Source organism: Nonomuraea sp. NPDC052116 (assembly GCF_040680035.1).
Classification (GTDB): Bacteria; Actinomycetota; Actinomycetes; order Streptosporangiales; family Streptosporangiaceae; genus Nonomuraea; species Nonomuraea angiospora_A.
In genome coordinates this window covers 358,546-376,211 of sequence record NZ_JBFAWA010000006.1, presented here as the reverse complement: position 1 = coordinate 376,211, position 17,666 = coordinate 358,546, and the positions used below count along the sequence as shown (strand labels likewise).

19 protein-coding genes are annotated in these 17,666 nt (G+C 69.9%); 10 read left to right on the top strand and 9 right to left on the bottom strand.

Annotated features, from left to right (window positions below):
• Positions 1-132 precede the first annotated feature (132 nt).
• Together mscL and AB0L65_RS14350 are read left to right on the top strand one after the other, a co-directional pair.
• Positions 133-552, top strand: a complete 420-nt coding sequence (gene mscL, locus AB0L65_RS14355) for a large conductance mechanosensitive channel protein MscL (protein ID WP_350729947.1) — start codon at positions 133-135, stop codon at positions 550-552.
• Positions 553-627: 75 nt separating this feature from the next.
• Complete coding sequence (locus tag AB0L65_RS14350) at positions 628-1,203, top strand: hypothetical protein (RefSeq protein WP_364244656.1); 576 nt, start codon at positions 628-630, stop codon at positions 1,201-1,203.
• Here AB0L65_RS14350 and AB0L65_RS14345 read toward each other — a convergent pair.
• Complete coding sequence (locus AB0L65_RS14345) at positions 1,200-2,111, bottom strand: threonine/serine dehydratase (RefSeq protein WP_364244653.1); 912 nt, start codon at positions 2,109-2,111, stop codon at positions 1,200-1,202. The genes AB0L65_RS14350 and AB0L65_RS14345 overlap by 4 nt on opposite strands.
• Positions 2,112-2,155: 44 nt before the next feature.
• On the opposite strand from AB0L65_RS14345, the gene pip reads away from it, so the two are divergent.
• A complete protein-coding gene (pip, locus tag AB0L65_RS14340; RefSeq protein ID WP_364244650.1) occupies positions 2,156-3,127 on the top strand; it encodes a prolyl aminopeptidase in 972 nt (323 codons plus the stop codon).
• On the opposite strand, the gene AB0L65_RS14335 is transcribed toward pip, so the two are convergent.
• Positions 3,081-3,629 carry a phosphatase PAP2 family protein gene (locus AB0L65_RS14335; protein WP_364244648.1) on the bottom strand — a complete coding sequence of 183 codons (549 nt, stop codon included), beginning with the start codon at positions 3,627-3,629 and terminating at the stop codon, positions 3,081-3,083. The two genes, pip and AB0L65_RS14335, sit on opposite strands and share 47 nt — an antisense overlap.
• A 92-nt stretch (positions 3,630-3,721) precedes the next feature.
• The gene (locus AB0L65_RS14330; RefSeq protein ID WP_364244645.1) at positions 3,722-4,024 is read right to left on the bottom strand and encodes a hypothetical protein; all 303 of its coding nucleotides are present in this window, start codon (positions 4,022-4,024) and stop codon (positions 3,722-3,724) included.
• Between the two features lie 78 nt (positions 4,025-4,102).
• On the opposite strand from AB0L65_RS14330, the gene AB0L65_RS14325 reads away from it, so the two are divergent.
• A complete protein-coding gene (locus tag AB0L65_RS14325) occupies positions 4,103-4,897 on the top strand; it encodes a universal stress protein (protein WP_364244642.1) in 795 nt (264 codons plus the stop codon).
• A 93-nt stretch (positions 4,898-4,990) separates the two neighbouring features.
• Here AB0L65_RS14325 and AB0L65_RS14320 read toward each other — a convergent pair whose 3' ends face one another.
• The 3 genes from AB0L65_RS14320 to AB0L65_RS14310 are packed head-to-tail and all read right to left on the bottom strand — an operon-like array spanning position 4,991 to position 7,293.
• Positions 4,991-6,106 (bottom strand): glycosyltransferase, encoded by a 1,116-nt coding sequence (locus AB0L65_RS14320; RefSeq protein WP_364244640.1) that lies wholly within the window; start codon positions 6,104-6,106, stop codon positions 4,991-4,993.
• Complete coding sequence (locus AB0L65_RS14315) at positions 6,103-7,074, bottom strand: glucosyl-3-phosphoglycerate synthase (protein ID WP_364244637.1); 972 nt, start codon at positions 7,072-7,074, stop codon at positions 6,103-6,105. The genes AB0L65_RS14320 and AB0L65_RS14315 overlap by 4 nt, the downstream gene beginning before the upstream one ends.
• Positions 7,075-7,116: 42 nt before the next feature.
• Entirely contained in the window at positions 7,117-7,293 is a 177-nt protein-coding gene (locus AB0L65_RS14310; RefSeq protein WP_364244826.1) for a hypothetical protein, read from the bottom strand.
• Between AB0L65_RS14310 and AB0L65_RS14305 the strand changes: the two genes are divergently transcribed.
• Both AB0L65_RS14305 and AB0L65_RS14300 read left to right on the top strand, forming a co-directional pair.
• A complete protein-coding gene (locus AB0L65_RS14305; RefSeq protein ID WP_364244817.1) occupies positions 7,240-8,124 on the top strand; it encodes a Gfo/Idh/MocA family oxidoreductase in 885 nt (294 codons plus the stop codon). The genes AB0L65_RS14310 and AB0L65_RS14305 overlap by 54 nt on opposite strands.
• Complete coding sequence (locus tag AB0L65_RS14300) at positions 8,117-9,220, top strand: zinc-binding alcohol dehydrogenase (RefSeq protein WP_364244634.1); 1,104 nt, start codon at positions 8,117-8,119, stop codon at positions 9,218-9,220. The genes AB0L65_RS14305 and AB0L65_RS14300 overlap by 8 nt, the downstream gene beginning before the upstream one ends.
• A 1,184-nt stretch (positions 9,221-10,404) precedes the next feature.
• Here AB0L65_RS14300 and AB0L65_RS14295 read toward each other — a convergent pair.
• Both AB0L65_RS14295 and AB0L65_RS14290 read right to left on the bottom strand, forming a co-directional pair.
• Complete coding sequence (locus AB0L65_RS14295; protein ID WP_350729927.1) at positions 10,405-11,190, bottom strand: sugar phosphate isomerase/epimerase family protein; 786 nt, start codon at positions 11,188-11,190, stop codon at positions 10,405-10,407.
• Between the two features lie 2 nt (positions 11,191-11,192).
• The gene (locus AB0L65_RS14290; protein ID WP_350729925.1) at positions 11,193-12,221 is read right to left on the bottom strand and encodes a zinc-binding alcohol dehydrogenase; all 1,029 of its coding nucleotides are present in this window, start codon (positions 12,219-12,221) and stop codon (positions 11,193-11,195) included.
• Positions 12,222-12,599: 378 nt separating this feature from the next.
• Here AB0L65_RS14290 and AB0L65_RS14285 point away from each other — a divergent pair, with 378 nt between their 5' ends.
• Genes AB0L65_RS14285 through AB0L65_RS14270 form a run of 4 tightly spaced genes read left to right on the top strand, consistent with a single transcriptional unit; the run spans position 12,600 to position 16,868 of the window.
• Positions 12,600-13,967 carry an extracellular solute-binding protein gene (locus AB0L65_RS14285; protein ID WP_364244629.1) on the top strand — a complete coding sequence of 456 codons (1,368 nt, stop codon included), beginning with the start codon at positions 12,600-12,602 and terminating at the stop codon, positions 13,965-13,967.
• Positions 13,964-14,872 carry a sugar ABC transporter permease gene (locus tag AB0L65_RS14280; RefSeq protein ID WP_364244627.1) on the top strand — a complete coding sequence of 303 codons (909 nt, stop codon included), beginning with the start codon at positions 13,964-13,966 and terminating at the stop codon, positions 14,870-14,872. The genes AB0L65_RS14285 and AB0L65_RS14280 overlap by 4 nt, the downstream gene beginning before the upstream one ends.
• Positions 14,859-15,704: a carbohydrate ABC transporter permease gene (locus AB0L65_RS14275; RefSeq protein WP_350729919.1), complete on the top strand. Its 846-nt coding sequence runs from the start codon at positions 14,859-14,861 to the stop codon at positions 15,702-15,704. Before AB0L65_RS14280 ends, AB0L65_RS14275 begins: the two co-directional genes overlap by 14 nt.
• A 3-nt stretch (positions 15,705-15,707) precedes the next feature.
• On the top strand, positions 15,708-16,868 hold the full coding sequence (locus AB0L65_RS14270; protein ID WP_355191338.1) for an ROK family transcriptional regulator: 1,161 nt from the start codon (positions 15,708-15,710) through the stop codon (positions 16,866-16,868).
• 23 nt (positions 16,869-16,891) lie between these two features.
• On the opposite strand, the gene AB0L65_RS14265 is transcribed toward AB0L65_RS14270, so the two are convergent.
• Positions 16,892-17,638, bottom strand: coding sequence for a helical backbone metal receptor (locus tag AB0L65_RS14265; protein ID WP_364244624.1), 747 nt, complete (start codon positions 17,636-17,638; stop codon positions 16,892-16,894).
• Positions 17,639-17,666 lie beyond the last annotated feature (28 nt).

Here is a 17,666-nt window from a genome sequence, read left to right as displayed (position 1 = left end):
TGTTCCTTCCCATCCTCACCAGGTCGTTATTCCAGTTGAACGAGGTGAGCCGTCCCCGACGGCGCGGCATCAGAGGCGGCCGACGCTCAAAGCATGGTTTGCCGGCGCCGATCCCGGCAACGTGGTGGTGCCATGGGCGGCTTCAAGAGCTTCTTACTTCGCGGCAACATCGTCGAACTGGCCGTGGCGGTGATCGTCGGCGCCACCTTCAGCGGCCTGGTGCAGGCGCTCGTCTCCGACCTGATCACTCCGCTGATCGGCGCCGTCACCGGCGGCAGGCAGCCGAACTTCGCCGACTACTCCTTCACCGTCAACGGCAGCCGGTTCAAGTACGGCGACTTCCTCAACCACCTCGTCACCTTCCTGATGGTCTCCGCCGTCGTGTACTGGCTGATCGTGGCCCCGATGACCCGGCTGATCAGCCTGCTCGACCGGAACAAGGACGCCACGACCAAGCAGTGCCCCGAATGCCTCACCGACATCCCCGCCGAGGCCCGGCGATGCGCCGCCTGCACGGTCGAGCTGGTGCCGGATTCGGAGAAGCCCGCGTAACTTTGTCCGGCACGGCTTTCCGGTACATGGGTGCCGTGTCGCGCGAGTACGGTGCTTGTCCGTCAAGATGGACCGATGAGCGTTGAGTTGATGGTGTGGGACGAGCCGGTGCCCATCAGCAGGGACCAGGCCCGCGCCACCTATCTGGCGGTCAAGCGGGACTCCCCTGTGACCGGGGAGGCACCCGACGTCGCCAAGGAGATGCCCGGGGAGGTCACGATCTACCCGGGCCATGTGCTGGTGACGATGGACCTGGACACGATGGACGAGATGTCCGCGCAGGTGTTCACGATCGCGCGGGCGCACGGGCTGGTCTGCTACGACCCTCAGCGCGACCTGGTGCACAACGTGGCGCCCCTGGGGGTCTACGAGGGCATGCAGCTCCACACGGGCGACGGCATGCTCGTCCACGACCCGGACCTCGGCCTGGTCCACGACGTCCTCGCCACGCTGACGGCACAGAACCCGTTCGTGGCCCTGGTCAACTTCGGGCGGCACTTCCTGCAGGTGTCACCCGGCTACGAGCTGGAGTACAAGGAGGGCACGCTCATCCGGACCATGGTGCCGGAGCTGGCGGAGGTGCAGGCCGCCTTCAACGAGTACGCCACGGGCGACCGCTCGTTCCTGACGCGCCACGAGTGGGCCTCCTAGATCACCTGCCTGTACAGCTCGGGGTCCACGTTCCCCCCGGACAGCACGACCACCGTGCGCCCGGTCGCGACCCGGCCGGACAGCAGCGCCGCCGTGGTGACCGCCCCGCTCGGCTCGGCCACCAGCCGGGCCGAGCGCGCCAGGTGCCCCATGGCGGCCTTGATCTCGTCCTCCGACACGGTGACGATCTCGTCGATCCGGCGGCTGATGTGCGCGAAGGTCAGCTCGGACAGCGCCGTACGCAGCCCGTCGGCAACGGTCCGGAACGTCCGGGCCGTCCCCCACTCCACGGGGCGGCCGGCGGCCAGGCTCTCGGCGGCGTCGGCGGCCAGCTCCGGCTCGACCCCGATCACCCGGACGTCGGGCCGCAGCGCCTTGACGGCCGTGCCGACCCCGGACGCGAGCCCTCCGCCGCCCACCGGCACCAGCACCACCTCGACGTCGGGCAGATCCTCGACGATCTCCAGCCCGACGGTGCCCTGCCCCGCGATCACCGCCCGGTGGTCGTAGGGCGGCACCAGCGTCAGCCCCCGCTCCGCCGCCAGCTTCTCGGCCACGACCTCCCGCTGCTCCGGCGGCACGACGACGACCTCGGCACCCCATCCTTCGATGGCCGCCGTCTTCACCCGGGGCGTCCCCTCGGGCACGACGACCACGCACGGCACCCCGAACTCCCTGGCCGCGAAGGCGAGGGCCTGCCCGTGGTTGCCGGACGAGTGCGTGACCACGCCGTCGGGCCGCAGCGAGGCCACGGCGTTGTACGCGCCCCGGAGCTTGAACGCCCCGACGGGCTGCAGGCTCTCGGGCTTCACCCACGCCTCGCCCATCCGCACGAGCGGCGTCCGCACCGCCACGCCCCTGATCCGCCCGGCCGCCGTCCGAATGTCGTCGATCGTCACCAGCTCCATGCGATCACCCTACGGGCCGCCGGAATGAGGCAGGATCGGAGACTATGAGAACGCTGTACCCGCCCATCGAACCCTACGAGTCTGGCCTGCTCGACGTGGGAGACGGCAACCAGATCTACTGGGAGGTCTGCGGCAATCCCGAGGGAAAGCCCGCTGTCATGCTGCACGGCGGCCCCGGCGGCGGGTGCTCGGCCAAGCACCGGCGCCAGTGGGACCCGGAACGCTACCGGATCGTCCTGTTCGACCAGCGCAACTGCGGCCGCAGCCTGCCTCACGCCAGCGACCCCGCCACCGACCTCGCCGCCAACACCACCTGGCACCTCGTGGCCGACATGGAGAAGCTGCGCGAGCACCTCGGCATCGACAGGTGGCAGGTCTTCGGCGGCTCGTGGGGCAGCGCGCTGGCCCTGGCGTACGCGCAGCGGCACCCCGACCGCACGACCGAGCTGATCCTGCGGGGGATCTTCACGCTGCGGCCCCACGAGCTGCACTGGTTCTACCAGGACGGCGCCTCCTACCTGTTCCCCGACCGGTGGGAGTCGTTCCTCGCGCCCATCCCCGCCGAGGAGCACGGCGATCTCATGGCCGCCTTCCGCAGGCGGCTCGAAGGGCAGGACGGGGAGGCCAGGCTGGCGGCGGCCAAGGCGTGGGCGCAGTGGGAGGCGGGCGCGATCACGCTGCTGCCCGACCCCGAGCTCGTCGCGTCGTTCGGCGAGGACAAGCTCGCCATCTGCTTCGCCCGCATCGAGAACCACTACTTCCACCACAGCGGCTGGTTCGAGCCCGAGCAGCTCATCAGGGACGTCGACAAGATCCGGCACATCCCCGCCGTGATCGTGCAGGGCCGTTACGACGCCTGCACGCCCGCGGCCACCGCCTGGGACCTGCACAAGGCCTGGCCCGAGGCCGACTTCCACATGATCCACGACGCCGGGCACGCCTTCAGCGAGCCGGGCATCCTGGACCGGCTCATTGAGGCGACAGACGGGTTCTCGCAAGCCGTACCGCGGGGGTGACGGCCCCCACCGACAGCAGCGCGAACAGCGGCGCCAGCGCCAGGCCGAGCAGGAACCCCGCGGCCACGTCGTGCGGATAGTGCACGCCCACGAAGACGCGGGAGAAGGCCATGACCGCGGCCAGCGGCAGCACCACCCACGCGAGCGCCCGCCAGGCGAGCACGAGGGTGGCGGCGGCCCCGGCCGCGATCACCGAGTGGTTGCTGGGGAAGGACCAGTCGCCCGAGGGCGGGCAGGCGGAGATCGTCGTGACCCCGCCCCGGCACGGCCGGTCCTCCCTGACGATGGTCTTGACGACCTCGCTCACCACGTACGCGAACACCACCCCGGCCGGACCCGCGATCACCAGTGCCAGGTCGCGGGCCGGAGCCCGCCACGCCCGGAACGCGGCCGCCGCATACAGCGCCACGAACAGGAATAACCCGGCATCCGTCCCGACTTCGGCAAGGGTGTGCAGCCACCCGGGCGTGGTCAGGGCGAAGTCGACGATGTCGCGGTACACGTGTGTCCAATCCGTGAATGGGCAATGGACACGACCTTACGAACTCCCGCGGTCAAACGCCTCGACCATAAGGCCGAAAGTCGGGAAATGTCCTAAGAAAGAAGTTTGCGCGCGAGGGCGGCGTGCTGCATCTCCAGCTCGGCCCTGGTGATGAGCCCCCGGTCGAACGCCTCGGAGGTGGCGTCGCGCTCGGCGACGTAGTAGGCGGCCATGATCTCGCTGCGGAGCGGCGTGAACCCGCGCTCGACGCAGGCGGAGAAGACGGTCACTTTCTGCTCCACGGTGTCCGCGGCCACCGTGCAGGCCAGATCTCGCTCTTTGAGCTGTTGAACCGCTTCACGGAGAGTGACCGGACCATGGGTCCCGGTGAAACTGATGTCGAGGGTGATCTTCACTTCTTTGCCCTTCCGATGGTTTACAACGTTCCGATCAAGGCCGCGTATTCCCAGTTCAGAGCGGGTAGGAGGGCTCTCGTGATCGGAGAGCACGTGATCGTCGGCTACACGAACGACCCGGGCGGGCGCGACGCCCTGGCCCTGGCCGCGGCGATCACCCGGGTCACCGGCGGTGAGCTCACGGTCGCCACGATCTACCCGCCGGGCAGCCCGGGGCTGGCGGTGGAGGCGCAGGCCAATCTGGCGCACGCGGCGGAGGAGCTCGGCCCGATCCCCGCCGGCTACCTCACGTACGAGAGCAGGGGCACAGGACGCGGGCTGTCGGTGCTGGCCAGCCGCATCAGGGCCGACCTGATCGTGGTCGGCTCGGCCGAGGGCGGCCGGAACGGCCGCATCACCATCGGCGCCACCTCCAACCACCTGCTCCACCTGTCGTCCGAGGCGGTCATGCTGGTGCCCGCCCGGTACGTCCCGGTCGACGGGCCCGAGCGCCTGACGCTGGCGTACGTGCACCGGCCGCAGTGCGACGAGGCGGTGGAGCGGATGGCGCAGGCGGCGCTGCGGCTGGGCATCCCGCTCCGGCTGATCACCCTCGACCTGCGCACGGAGGATCCGGGCAAGCTCAGGGACGACCTCGCGCTGGCCGTGCGGCTGGCCTGGGAGACCACCGGGATCGAGGCGGAGTCGGAGGTGGCCGAGGGCCACGACGTGACCGCCGCGCTGGCGGACGTGGAGTGGCTGCCGGGCGAGCTGCTGATCTGCGCGGCCAGCGAGGACGCGCAGCCGCACCGGGTGTTCCTGGGCGAGCTGGCCATGAAGGCGCTGCGGGCCTCGCCCTGCCCGGTCATCGTGCTCCCCCGCGGCTTCGCCTGACGCCGCGACTGACACCGCGACTGACACCGGCGCGCGGAGGCGCCCGAGCCGGCTCCCCGACCGGCTCGGGCGCCTCTTCAGCGCGGCACGAGGTCAGCGGGCCGTGGCGGCCTCGTACAGCTCCAGGTAGCGCTCCGCCATGACGGACGGTGAGAACCGGCGGCGGGCCTCTCTGCGGCACTCCTCCGGGTCGATCTCGTCCACCCGCAGCACCCACTCCGCCAGCTCCGCCTCGGAGTCGGCCAGGAACCCGGTGCGGCCGTGGTCGATGATCTCGGGCAGGCAGCCGCGGCGCAGCCCGACCGGCGGCACCCCGAGCGCGAGTGCCTCGACGACGGCCGTGCCGCCGGGCTCGTCCCACTGGATGGGGAAGAGCGCGGCCCTGGCCTTCGCGTAGAGCTGGTCCCTGGCCTCGCCGCCCACGGCGCCGACCCACCTGACCAGCTCCCCGTCGAGGTACTGGGACACCTGGTCGAGGTGGTAGCGGACGTCGGGATGGCTGTGCAGGGGGTGGTACGGGTTCTGGACCACGTCGTCCAGCTCGGCGGGGGTGTTCCGGCCGCTGACCGGCCCCGCCAGGATCAGCGGGAGCCCCAGCTTCTGGCAGATCCTGGCCGCCACGTGCTGGCCCTTGAGCCCGCAGATCCGGCCCATGACCAGCAGGTACTCGCCCCGATCGACCCGCACGTCGCGGTCGGCGAGCGGGCTGGCCAGGTAGACGGCCCCGAGCGAGGCCGCCCGCAGGGCGTCGGGGGCGCGGGCGAGCTGCGACTCCGAGACGCCGTTGACCGCGATCGACGGCGGGAACGCGCCGTAGAACGCGGGATGCTTGCGCAGGTCCCAGTGCAGGGTGTGCAGGACGGGCGGCCCGCCGAACGCCGACAGGACCGCCGGCCCGACCACCTCGACGTGGTCGTGGACGAGGTCGATATCGCCGCGGGCGCGCAGCTCGGCCGCCACCCTGGCCTGGTGGGCGTGCGCGATGCCCATGACCTGGTTGTACGGCTTCTGCAACTCGGTGAACTGGCCGTCGTCGTACACGCTGATCAGCTCGTCCACCTCGAGCGTGCTGGACCCGACGGAGGCCAGGACGACCTCCACGCCGCGCTCGCGCAGCGCGGGCACCAGCGTGGCCACGACGTTCTCGATCCCGCCGTAGCCAGGGGGCGGGACCGCGAGCCACGGCCCCGCGTTGACCAGGACTTTCATGCCACATCCTCCTCTTGTACGAGGGAGGCGAGCGGAGGTCGCTCCGCCACGGCCACGTCCACCAGGTCCGCCCCGTCGATCCCGAACTGCAGCATCGTGTGCGCGGGGCGCTGAGCCGCCAGTACGCGCCCCTGGCGCTCCAGGCGGGACCAGGCGGTGAGCATGATCTGCCCGGCCATCCGGCCGAGCGCGCTCATCGACTGGTGTGTGTGCGTGCGGCTGCCCAGGTCCACCTGGGCCATCGCGTCCAGCCCGACGAGCTGGAGCAGGTCGACGAGGAGGCCGAACTCCACCCCGTACTCGGTGACGAAGGGCACCTGCTCCAGGACCTCGCGCCTGGCCGCGTACTCTCCGCCGAGCGGCTGGGCGAACCCGGCCAGCTCCGGCCAGAACATATTGATCAAGGGTCGGGCGACCAGCTCGGTCACCCGGCCACCCGCGGCGCGGCGGACCACGCCGTCCTCGCCCGTGAACGGACGTTCGTAGGTCGCCTTGACGAAGCTGATGTCACTGTCCACCAGCAGCGGCCCCACCAGGCCGGACACGAAGTGGGCGCCGAAGTTGAGCAGATCGGCGTCCACGAACACGACGATGTCGCCCCTTGAGGCGGCCAGCCCCTTCCACAGCGCCTCCCCCTTGCCCGTCAAGGGCGGCAGGTGGGAGAGCACCTCGTTCTGCGCCACCACGCGGGCGCCCGCCTCGCGGGCGCGTTCGGCGGTGGCGTCGATCGAGTTGGAGTCGACGACGAGGATCTCGTCGACGAGCGGAACCCGTTCGACGAGGTCGCGGCGGATCACACGGACGATGTCACCCACGGTGCGCTCTTCGTCACGAGCAGGCAGGATGACACTTACCGTGGTGGATCCCTTGGCCAGCATCAAGGCGTCGACCGGCCACTCGGCTGCCGTGCTCGAGTGCGGACCGTACCATTCCTGGATTCTGGCCAAGGCTCGCAGGTTTCTCTCCATGCAGTAAGCCCCGATCTCACGAGGTCACGACTTCTGCCCGATCTATGCGCCTTTGAACCTCTTTGTTTGATGGCGATCAGATGTGGCATATGCCGGAATGTGTCCCCAATGACCCACGTCGGCATCATCGGTGCCGGAAATGTCGCCGCTCGCCACGCAGATGTACTGTCCGGCTTCCCAGATGTCTCGATCGCGGGAATCGCCGACATTGATCTCCACAGGGCCGAGGCTTTGGCCTCGCAGCACGGCGCCCCCGCCTATGGTGACCATGCCGACCTACTCAGCGCCGGCGGTCTCGATGCTGTTTACGTCTGCGTGCCTCCTTTCGCGCACGGCACCCCCGAACATGATGTTCTGGCGTGTAATCTACCGTTTTTTGTGGAAAAACCTCTTTCGCTCGACCTCCAAACCGCAGAAAACATCGCGTCCGAAATCGAACGGAGATCGCTGCCGACCGCGGTCGGCCATCACTGGCGTTATCTCGACATCATCGAACACGCCCGTGACCTGCTCGCGGAGCGCCCCGTACGGCTCGCCCTGGGCCACTGGCTGGACAAGGTCCCGCCGGTCGCCTGGTGGCTGAATCCGAACATGTCCGGCGGCCAGATCGTCGAGCAGGCCGTCCACGTGCTCGACCTCGCCCGGGTCCTGGTGGGCGAGGTGTCGATGGTGCACGCCGTCCCCGCCGCCAACCACAGCGACGGCGAGGTGGACCGGGCCACGGCGGCGGTCCTGCGCTTCGCCGACGGCGCGGCCGGGCTGCTGGCCACCTCCTGCCTGCTCACCCAGAAGCACCGGGTGGGGCTGGAGGTGTGCGCCGACGGCCTCGCGCTGGAGCTCAGCGAGACGCGGCTGCTGGTGGACGGCCGGCGGGTGATCGAGGACGACGGCCAGGCGAAGACGCGCGTGGACCGCGAGTTCATCAACGCGGTCCAGGGTAAGGACGCCGACGTACGCGTACCGTACGGGGAGGCGCTGCGGACGCACCGCCTGGCGCTGGCCCTCGCACAGTCCGCGGCGGAACGGAGGCCGGTGGTGCTGGATGAGTAGTGTGCTCAGTATTGAGGCACCGGGGGAAGTGCGCCTGGTCGAGGAGAAGTTGCCCGGCATTCCCGAGGGTGGGTTCATGCTGGCCACCACCCACAGCGGGGTCTCGGCCGGGACCGAGCTGACCTACGTCAAGGGCACCAACCCGTACCTGTCCTCGACCTGGGACCCGGCGCTCGGGCTGTTCGCCGAGGGCACGCCGTCGATCGCCTACCCGGTGCGCGGCATCGGCTACATGCAGGTCGGCCTGGTGGTCGAGACGCGTACACGGGCCGTGAGCGAGGGTGCGCTGGTCGCGATGTGTTACGGACATCGCACGGCGTACGTGGCGGACCCGATGGCCGACCGGTTCGTGGAGCTGCCGGACGACCTCGACCCCATGCTCGGCGTCTACGTCGCCCACATGGGCCCGATCTGCGCCAACGGCCTCCTGCACGCCGCGCACGACCTGCACGGCCCGGCCGTGCAGCGGCTCGGTGACGGCGTGCGCGGGCGGCGGGTCGCGGTCGTGGGAGCGGGCGTGGTAGGGCTGCTGACGGCGTGCTTCGCCATGGCCTGCGACGCGGCCGAGGTCGTGGTCGTGGACGAGACCCCGGCCAGGCTGGCGATCGCCGCGGCGCTCGGCGCGAACGTCCTTGCCGCCGACGAGGATGCCGCCGTGGACCTGAAGCGCCGCTGGCGGCACGGCCGCGACGACCGGGGCGCCGACGTGGTGTTCCAGTGCCGCGGCCAGACCAGGGCGCTGGCCCTCGGGCTCAGGATGCTCCGCCCCCAGGGCACGCTGGTGGACCTCGCCTTCTACACCCAGGGCGCGCAGGAGGTGCGGCTGGGCGAGGAGTTCCACCACAACGGGCTGACGCTGCGCTGCGCCCAGATCGGCCGGGTGCCGCGCGGCCTGGCGCACTCCTGGGACCGGGAGCGGCTCTCGCACGAGACGATCGCCCTGCTCAGGCGGTACGGAGGGCGGCTACGCGAGCACGTGATCACCGATGTCGTCGGGTTCGCCGAGGCCCCCCGGTTCCTGTCCGACCTCGCGGCCAGACGCCGGCAGACCGTCCAGGCCGTGCTCAGCGACCACGTCGAGGATGAGGGCGGCTGACCAGCTGAAGTCGTGGCTGCCGTGGCCGTGCAGGCTGAAGGGGTCGAAGTACTCGCGGAAGCCCGATCGTGCGACCGCGTTGACCATCCCTTCGGCGACCAGGGCGCCGAGGTCGGGGCGGCGGTCCTTGAGCCCCTGCCAGACGAGCCAGGTGAGGTTGACCCAGCTCGGGCCGCGCCAGTAGCGGGCCGGGTCGAACTCGAGCCCCGCGGGAGAGTAGCTGGGCAGCGCCCCGTCCTTGAAAGCGAACCGGTCGAGCGTGGTGCCGATCAGCGCCTCGGCGACCTCGTCCGGCAGGTGCGGGAGCATGAGCGGGGTCAGCCCGGCGGTGCTGGCGGAGTGGAGCAGCCGGCCCGTGCGCACGTCGCGGGCCTGGAAGAGGCCGCCGTCGAAGAGGTGCTCGACCATGGCGTCGGTGATGGCGGCCGCCTCGCGCTCGTGCGGCTCGGGGTCGAGGCCGCACACCTCCGCGATCCGGGCCAGCGTCGACTCGGCGACGCCGTACGCGGCGTTGAACAGGGGGCACTCGACCTGGAACTCCCCCGGGCTGCGGTAGGCGGAGTCGCGGTAGGCGCGGGCGAGCGAGACGTAGCGCTTGTAGTCGCGGTCGGTGGGCCGCTCGTCGGCGCTGACCGTGGCGAGGTCCCGGCGGACGAAGCCCACGGTGTCAGGCCGTACGGCCCGCAGCGGCAGGTCCCAGGCCGGGCTGTTGTCCATGCCCGACTCCCAGGGGTGCACGATCGAGATCAGCCCCTCAGGGGAGCGCCTGGCCGCGCGCAGGAACTCCTGCTGGGCCACCAGCCGGGGGTAGATCCGGCGCAGGAACGCCGGGTCGGGCTCGGCCAGGTGCGTCTTCCACGCGGCCAGCGCGTGGACCGGTGGCTGGACGATGCCGGAGGTCGCGGAGCCCGACGGCGCGTGCGCCTGCCAGAACTCGGGCCCGGGGAAGTAGGCCCCTTCGGGCACCGCGGGGTTGAAGACGATGTGCGGCACCCTGCCGTCGCGCCACTGCGCGCCGAACAGGGAGAGCAGCTCGATCCTGGCCCTTCGCGGCGACCACTGCGCGTTGCCGATCGCGATGAAGGCGGAGTCCCAGCTCCACTGGTGCGGGTACAGGCGCCGGGAGGGGACCGTGTAGCTGCCGTCCCAGTTGGTCACCAGGACGCGCACGGCATCGCGAAGGGTCATAGGTACTTCCTGACGAAGGCCGCGGTCTGGGGCAGGACGATCTCGGGTTCGCCCCGCAGGCGGCATTCCAGGGCGAGGTAGCCGTCGTAGCCGACGGCGTCGAGCGTGGCCAGCTGCGCGCCCCAGTCGATGTGACCGGTGCCCGGCTGGTTGCGGTTGGACTCGCTGATCTGCATGTGCGCGAGGTAGGGGGCGGCCTCGACCAGCGAGCGGCAGGGGTCGTCCTCCTCGATGTTCATGTGGTACGTGTCGCCGACGATCCTGATCGAGTCCATCGAGCAGTAGGAGACGGCCTCGGCCAGGGTGTTGACCATGTGGTTCTCGTACCGGTTGAGGGGTTCGAGCATGATCAGCACGCCGTTGCGCTGCGCGTGCTCGCCCAGGACGCCCAGCGCCTCGGTCAGCACCTCGCGGTCCTCCGCCGCGCTGCGCGGCGGCTCGAACGGCGGCAGCCGGAGCGAGAACTGCCCCCAGGAGGCGGGCGTCATGACGCCGATGCCGCCCAGCTCGGCGATCACCGTGAGCTGCGACCTGAGCTGCTGGATGGCGTCCTTGCGCTTGGCCGGGTCGAAGTCGCCGATGAAGTGCGGCATGTCCACGCACACCGTCGGCATGACCACGCCGTCGGCCCGCGCCCGCTTGAGCTCCGTCAGGCGGCCCGCGAAGTGGAAATCGCCCTTGCCGCGCAGCTCGATGGCGTCGAACCCGGCATCGAGCGCGAACGCGAACTTCTCCTGCAGCGTGCGGCCGGGCAGAAGCTGCTCCTGTACGGCGAGCTTCACTGTCACTCCTCGAAGGTGAAGACGAGCTGGAGCACCTCGGACTGGTGCTTGTCGATCAGGTCGAAGGCCTCCTCGGCCCTCTCGACGGGGACCACGTGGCTGATCAGGTCGCCGACCTCGACCTGGCCCTCGTGCACGAGCGCCATGAACGTGCGCTGCAGCCGCTCGACGTCCCACCGGTGCGCCAGCCACGAGGCCACGCCGCCGATCTGGGAGGAGACGAGCTGGACCTGGTTGTGGTGGAACTCCTCACCCAGCCGCAGCCCGACGCCGTCGCCCTGGTAGAAGCCGGCGGCCACGACCCTGCCGCCCTTGCGCACGGTCCTGATGGCCTCGTGCAGGCCCTGGTGGGTGCCGCTCAGCTCGATGACGGTGTCGGCGCCCTCGACGCGCTTGCGCATGAACTCGGCCACCGACCCGGAGCGCACGTCGAACACCTCGGCCGCGCCGAACCTCCTGGCCAGCTCCAGCCGGTCGGGGATGGCGTCGGCCGCGACCACCCGGGCTCCGCTCAGCACGGCCAGGCGGGTGGCGAGCAGCCCGATGACACCCTGCCCGAAGATCGCGATCTGGTCGCCGAGGTGCACGTCGGAGGCGTGCACGGCGTTGAGCGCGATGGCCCCGACCCGGGCGAACACGCCGGTCAACGGGTCGGCGCCGGGCGGCATCACGTGCCCCACCAGCTTCTCCGCCGGCACGACGGCCTCGGCGCGGTGGCCCCAGATGCCCCACACGATGCTGCCCACCGGCGGATCGGCGACGTCGGGCGCGGCCTCGACGACCTCGCCGACCTCCTGGTAGCCCCAGCCGGTCAGCGGGTACGCGTGCGTCTGGCCATCGACGAAGAGGCGGCGCTCGGTGTCCCAATGACGGTTGAGATATGGATTTGTGCCGCGATAGGCGGTGAGCTCCGTGCCTGCCGAAACGCCGGAGTAGATCGTACGGACTCGTACGGATCCCGGCGCCAGGTCGGCTGGCGATTCCAGGCTGACGCGGACACGGCCTGGCTGCTCGAACGTGATGACGCGCATTCTCCACACTTACGCTTAATGATCAAACAAAAGTCAAAGCTTTAGTACTTGTTTGCATACGATAGTTGCGCTCGTAACACTCTTAAGTCTACGACTTCCGCCGGGGGCGGCTGGTGAAATTGGGGTTTCTGCCAGCGTGTCTTCCGGAAAGTGACCTTACCGACATCGCCTGCCAGGCCGCACACCTGGGCTTTCTAGCTAGTGCGGTGACCTCCGGATGACCGAAATACCCTCAAAGTAGATCTTTTGCGACAAAGATCCAGTTATGGCCGTGTAGGCACGGAGTGGGTACAGACCGGTCTCGTTATCGACTACCGAACGTTGCCGAGGTCATGGCGAGGGTAAGGGCGGCATATCCCCGAATCGGAGGAGCGTGCCATGCCGAAGAAGGTAACCGCCGTCCTCTCCGTCGCGCTGCTGGCCGCCGCCTCGCTGGCGGCGTGCGGCGACGGTGGCGAGTCGTCCGCCGGCAACCAGATCACCGTCTGGACCGAAGAGAACCTCAACGACCGGATGGCCGTACAGAACCAGATCGCCGCCGACTTCACCAAGAAGACAGGGATCCAGGTCAAGCTGGTCGCCATGGCCGAGGACCAGTTCAGCCAGGCCGTGACGGCCGCCGCCGCGGCCGGCGACCTGCCGGACGTGATCGGCGCGCTGCCGCTGGCGGCGGTGCGCGAGCTGGAGGCCAACGACCTGCTCGACACCGAGACCCCTGGCAAGGTCGTCGACCAGCTCGGCCGGGACTCCTTCTCGCCGCGGGCCCTGGAGCTCGACAGCTCGGGCGGGAAGCTGCTCGCGGTGCCGAGCGACGGGTGGGCGCAGCTGATCCTCTACCGCAAGGACCTGTTCGACAAGGCCGGGCTGCAGCCGCCCGACACGTACGAGCGGCTGGAGGCGGCGGCCGCGAAGCTCAACACGGGAGGCGTGGCGGGCATCACGCTGGCGATCGCGCCGAAGGACTCGTTCACCGCGCAGAGCTTCGAGCACGTCGCGCTCGCCAACGGGTGCCAGCTCGTCGACAATTCCGGAAATGTCGCCCTTGACTCGCCGCAGTGCGTGAAGGCGTTCGCGTTCTACGGCAAGCTCGCCAAGGACTACTCGGTCAAGGGCAAGCAGGACGTCGACTCCACCCGGGCCACCTACTTCTCCGGCAGGGCGGCCATGACGATCTGGTCGTCGTTCATCCTCGACGAGCTGGCCGGGCTCCGTAAGGACGCGCTGCCGAGCTGCCAGGAGTGCCGCGCCGACCCCGAGTGGCTGGCCGAGAACACCGGCGTGGTCACGGCGCTGAAGGGGCCCGACGGGAGCGCGCCCGCGCAGTACGGCGAGATCGTCTCCTGGGCGGTCACCCGTGACGCCGCCAAGGACCCCGCCGCGAAGTTCGTCGCCTACATGATGAACGAGGGCTACGAGCGCTGGATCGGCATGGCGCCCGAGGGCAAGTTCCCGACCCGCAAGGGCTTCGAGGACAAGTGGAACAAGCTGCCCGCCGGGGTCGACACCAAGAAGCCGCTGGCCGACATCTACCCGGCCGACGTGCTCGACGCCCTGCGCAAGAGCCCGGACACCTTCGCCCGCTGGGGGATCCCGCAGGGGCAGGGCAAGCTGGTCGGCGCCACCATGGGCGAGCTGCCCGTGCCCAAGGCGCTCAGCGCGGTCGTGGACGGCTCCCTGACCCCGCAGGCCGCCGCCGCCCAGGCCAAGATCGACGTGGAGACGATCAAGCGCGGGATCCGCCAGTGACCCACACTCTGCGGCAGCAGGAAGGCCGGGCGGGGCTGGCGCTCATCTCGCCGACGCTCGTCATCACGCTGGTCGTGGTGGTGTTGCCACTGCTGTGGGCGATCATGCTGGCGTTCCAGGACGCCCGGCTGATCAACATCCGCCGGGCCGGCGTCTTCGGCCACTACACGCTGGAGAACTTCTCGTACGTGGTCTCCGAGCCCGGCTTCTGGTCGTCCCTCGTCAACACGCTCGTCTACACCGTCGCGGGCACCGCGCTGTCGATCGCGATCGGGCTGGTGGCGGCACTGGCGCTGCGCGACAGGTTCAGGGGGCGGACCCTGGTCAGGGCCTCCATCCTGATCCCGTACGTGGCGCCGGTCGTGGCCGTGGCGTTCCTGTGGGAGACGATGCTCAACCCCCAGTACGGCATCGTCAACACCTGGCTCCACGAGCCGATCGCGTTCCTCACCCAGGCCAGGGGCGAGCTCCTGGGCGTGCGGGTGCCGGTGGCGCTGTTCACGGTGATCGCGTTCGAGGCGTGGCGGTACTTCCCGTTCGCGTTCCTGTTCATCCTGGCCAGGCTGCAGGCGCTGCCCGCGGAGCTGGACGAGGCCGCGGTCGTGGACGGGGCCACGCCGACCCAGCGGTTCCGCTACGTGATCATGCCGCAGCTCTGGCGGATCATCGCGCTGCTGTCGGTGCTGCGGTTCGTGTTCACGTTCACCAAGTTCGACGACGTCTACCTGCTGACCGGCGGCGGGGCCGGGACCGAGGTGGTCAGCGTGCGGGTCTACAACTTCCTGACCGCCCGCGACGACATCGGCGCCTCGGCCGCGCAGGCGATCGTGCTGGCGGTCTTCCTGGTCGTGTTCCTGGCCGTCTACCTGCGGTTCTTCGGCGGGGGTGAAGGTGAGCAGAGATAGGTTCGAGCGGGTCCTCTTCCGGGTGCTGAAACCGCTGGTGATCGCGGTGCTCTTCCTGATGACCGCGTTCCCGTTCCTCTACATGGTGATGCTGTCCGTCCGCGACATCCAGGAGCTGATCCTGGAGCCGGGCTCGCTCTGGCCGCGTGGCTTCACCCTGGACACGTACGTGGACGTGCTGACCCGGCAGGGCTTCCTGAGCTTCCTGAGGAACAGCGCGATCGTCGCGCTCGCCTCGGTGGCGGTCACGCTGCTGATCTCGATCCCGGGCGCGTACGCGGTCGCGCGGCTGCGCTTCTTCGGGCGGCGGCAGGTGCACTTCCTCTTCCTGGCGGTGTACCTGTTTCCGGCGATCGTGCTGGCCATCCCCCTCTTCGTGCTCTTCACGATGCTGGGGCTGCGCGGATCGCTTTTCGGACTGATCCTCGTGTATATCGCGCAAACCGTGCCCGTCACGGTATACATGCTCCGCAACTACTTCGAGACCGTGCCGCAAAGCGTGGAGGAAGCGGCCGCGATCGACGGGTGCACGAGGCTTTCGACCATCTGGCGCGTGGTGCTGCCGCTGTCCAAGCCCGCGCTGATGGCGACTGGTCTCTACGCGTTCATGATCGCGTGGAACGAGTTCCTGTTCGCCCTGCTCTTCCTCGTGGAGAAGCGGGAGAGCTGGACGGTGTCCCTGGGCCTCTCGCAGCTGGCGGGGAGCATAGAGATCCCGACGACGGTCCTGATGGCAGGTTCGGTGGTGCTCACGCTGCCCATCGTGATCGTGTTCTTCGCCAGTGAGCGACTGCTGACGGAGGGCCTCACGGCAGGAGCAGAGAAGGGATAGACCATGCTGACGGCAGGGCAGATCCTCCAGCTCATCCGCCATGGCACCTGCCGTACGCGCAAGGAACTGATCGAGTACACCGGCCTGTCCCGGTCGACGATCACCGACCGGGTCGACCGGCTCATCGACGCCGGATACATCCACGAGTCCGGCGTCGCGGCCTCCGGGGGCGGGCGACCGCCCTCGGTGCTCGACGTGGACGCCGGCCGGCGCCTGATGCTGGTGGCCGACCTGGGCGCCTCGCACGCCGGCGTGGCGCTCACCGACCTGGCCGCCAACACCCTGACCGAGGAGCGCACCGAGATGCGCATCGAACTCGGCCCCGAGGCGGTCCTGTCGTGGGTGCGGGAGGCGTTCCAGCGGCTGCTCGACCGGGCCGGGCGGCCGGCGAGCGACGTGTGCGGCATCGGGCTCGACCTGCCCGGCTCCGTGGACCACACCACCGGGCGGATGATCAGGTCGTTCCTGATGCCCGGGTGGGACGGCTATCCGGTGGGCGAGGCGATCGGCGAGACCTACGACGTGCCCGTCCTGGTCGAGAACGACGCCAACGCGATGGCGCTGGGCGAGTGGTGGTCGTCGTGGCGCGACACGGACTCGCTCATCCTCATCAAGGTGTCGACCGGGATCGGCACCGGGATCGTGATCGACGGGCAGATCTACCGGGGCGTCGAGGAGGCCGCCGGGAACATCGGGCACGTGCGGCTGAACGAGCACGACGACCGGGTCTGCACGTGCGGCTCGCGCGGTTGCGTGGCCTCGCTGGCCAGCGGCCACGCCCTGGCCACCGACCTGGGCCAGGGCTCCAGCCGCGACGTCGTACGCCTCGTGCAGGCGGGCGATCCGGCGGCCATCGCCCGCACCCAGGAGGCGGGGCGCACGCTGGGCCTCGTGCTGGCCACCGCGGTCAGCCTGCTCAATCCGGGCGTGCTGGTGCTGGCCGGGGACATGGCGGAGACCAGGGAGCACTATCTGACGGGGATCAGGGAGGTCGTCTACCGGCACAGCCTGCCGTACACGACCAGGCACCTGGAGATCGTGCCCACCTCGCTCGAGGACCGGGCCGGGATCGTGGGGATGGCGGTGATCGTCATGGAGCACGTGCTCTCCGCCGCCTCCGTGGACGCCGCCCTGGGCATCACCGGACGCGTACGGGTGCGCTGAGCCGGCCCCTTGAGGCGGCAGGGTCAGGCGAGGGCGCTCCGCAGCAGGGCGGGCGCCTCCACGAGCGAGGGGCCGTACCAGGTGAGCAGCCGCCCGCTGACCAGCGCGCAGGCGAGCCCGGGGAAGCACTCGGGCCCGTCCGTCTCCGAGAACGCGTACGGCTCGTCCGGCAGCACCACCAGGCCGGGCCGCCGCTCGACCAGCTCGGACAGGGGGATCTTGGGGTAACGCTCCTCGTGACCGGCGTAGAGGTTGTCCACGCCGAGGCGCCTGAGCACGTCCCCGGTGAACGTGTCGCGCCCCACCACCATCCACGGCCGCCGCCAGATCGGGACGACGGCCGTGCGCCGCGCCCCTTCCGCGGGCGCGCGCCACGCCTGCTCCGCCGCGTCCAGCCACCCGGGACGTCCGGTACGGCACGCCTCCAGGAACATGCGCTCCAGCGACACGAAAGCCTGATCCAGCGTCTCGATCTTCGTCACCCAGACCGCGATGCCCGATGCGCGCAGGGCCTCGATGTCTGGCGCGCGGTTCTCCTCGGCGTTGGCGAGGACCACGTCGGGCCGGAGCCTCCTGATCGCGTCGAGGTCGGGGTTCTTGGTTCCCCTGACCCTGGTCACGTCCAGGTCGGCCGGGTGCGAGCACCAGTCGGTCGCCCCGATCAGCGCCTCCGGCACGGTCGCCGCCACCGACTCGGTCAGCGACGGCACCAGGGACACGATCCGCCGCACGGTGCCGGGAATCTTCACGGGTACGCCGGTGTCGTCCACAACATCAGCCTAGATCCGACGGGTATTC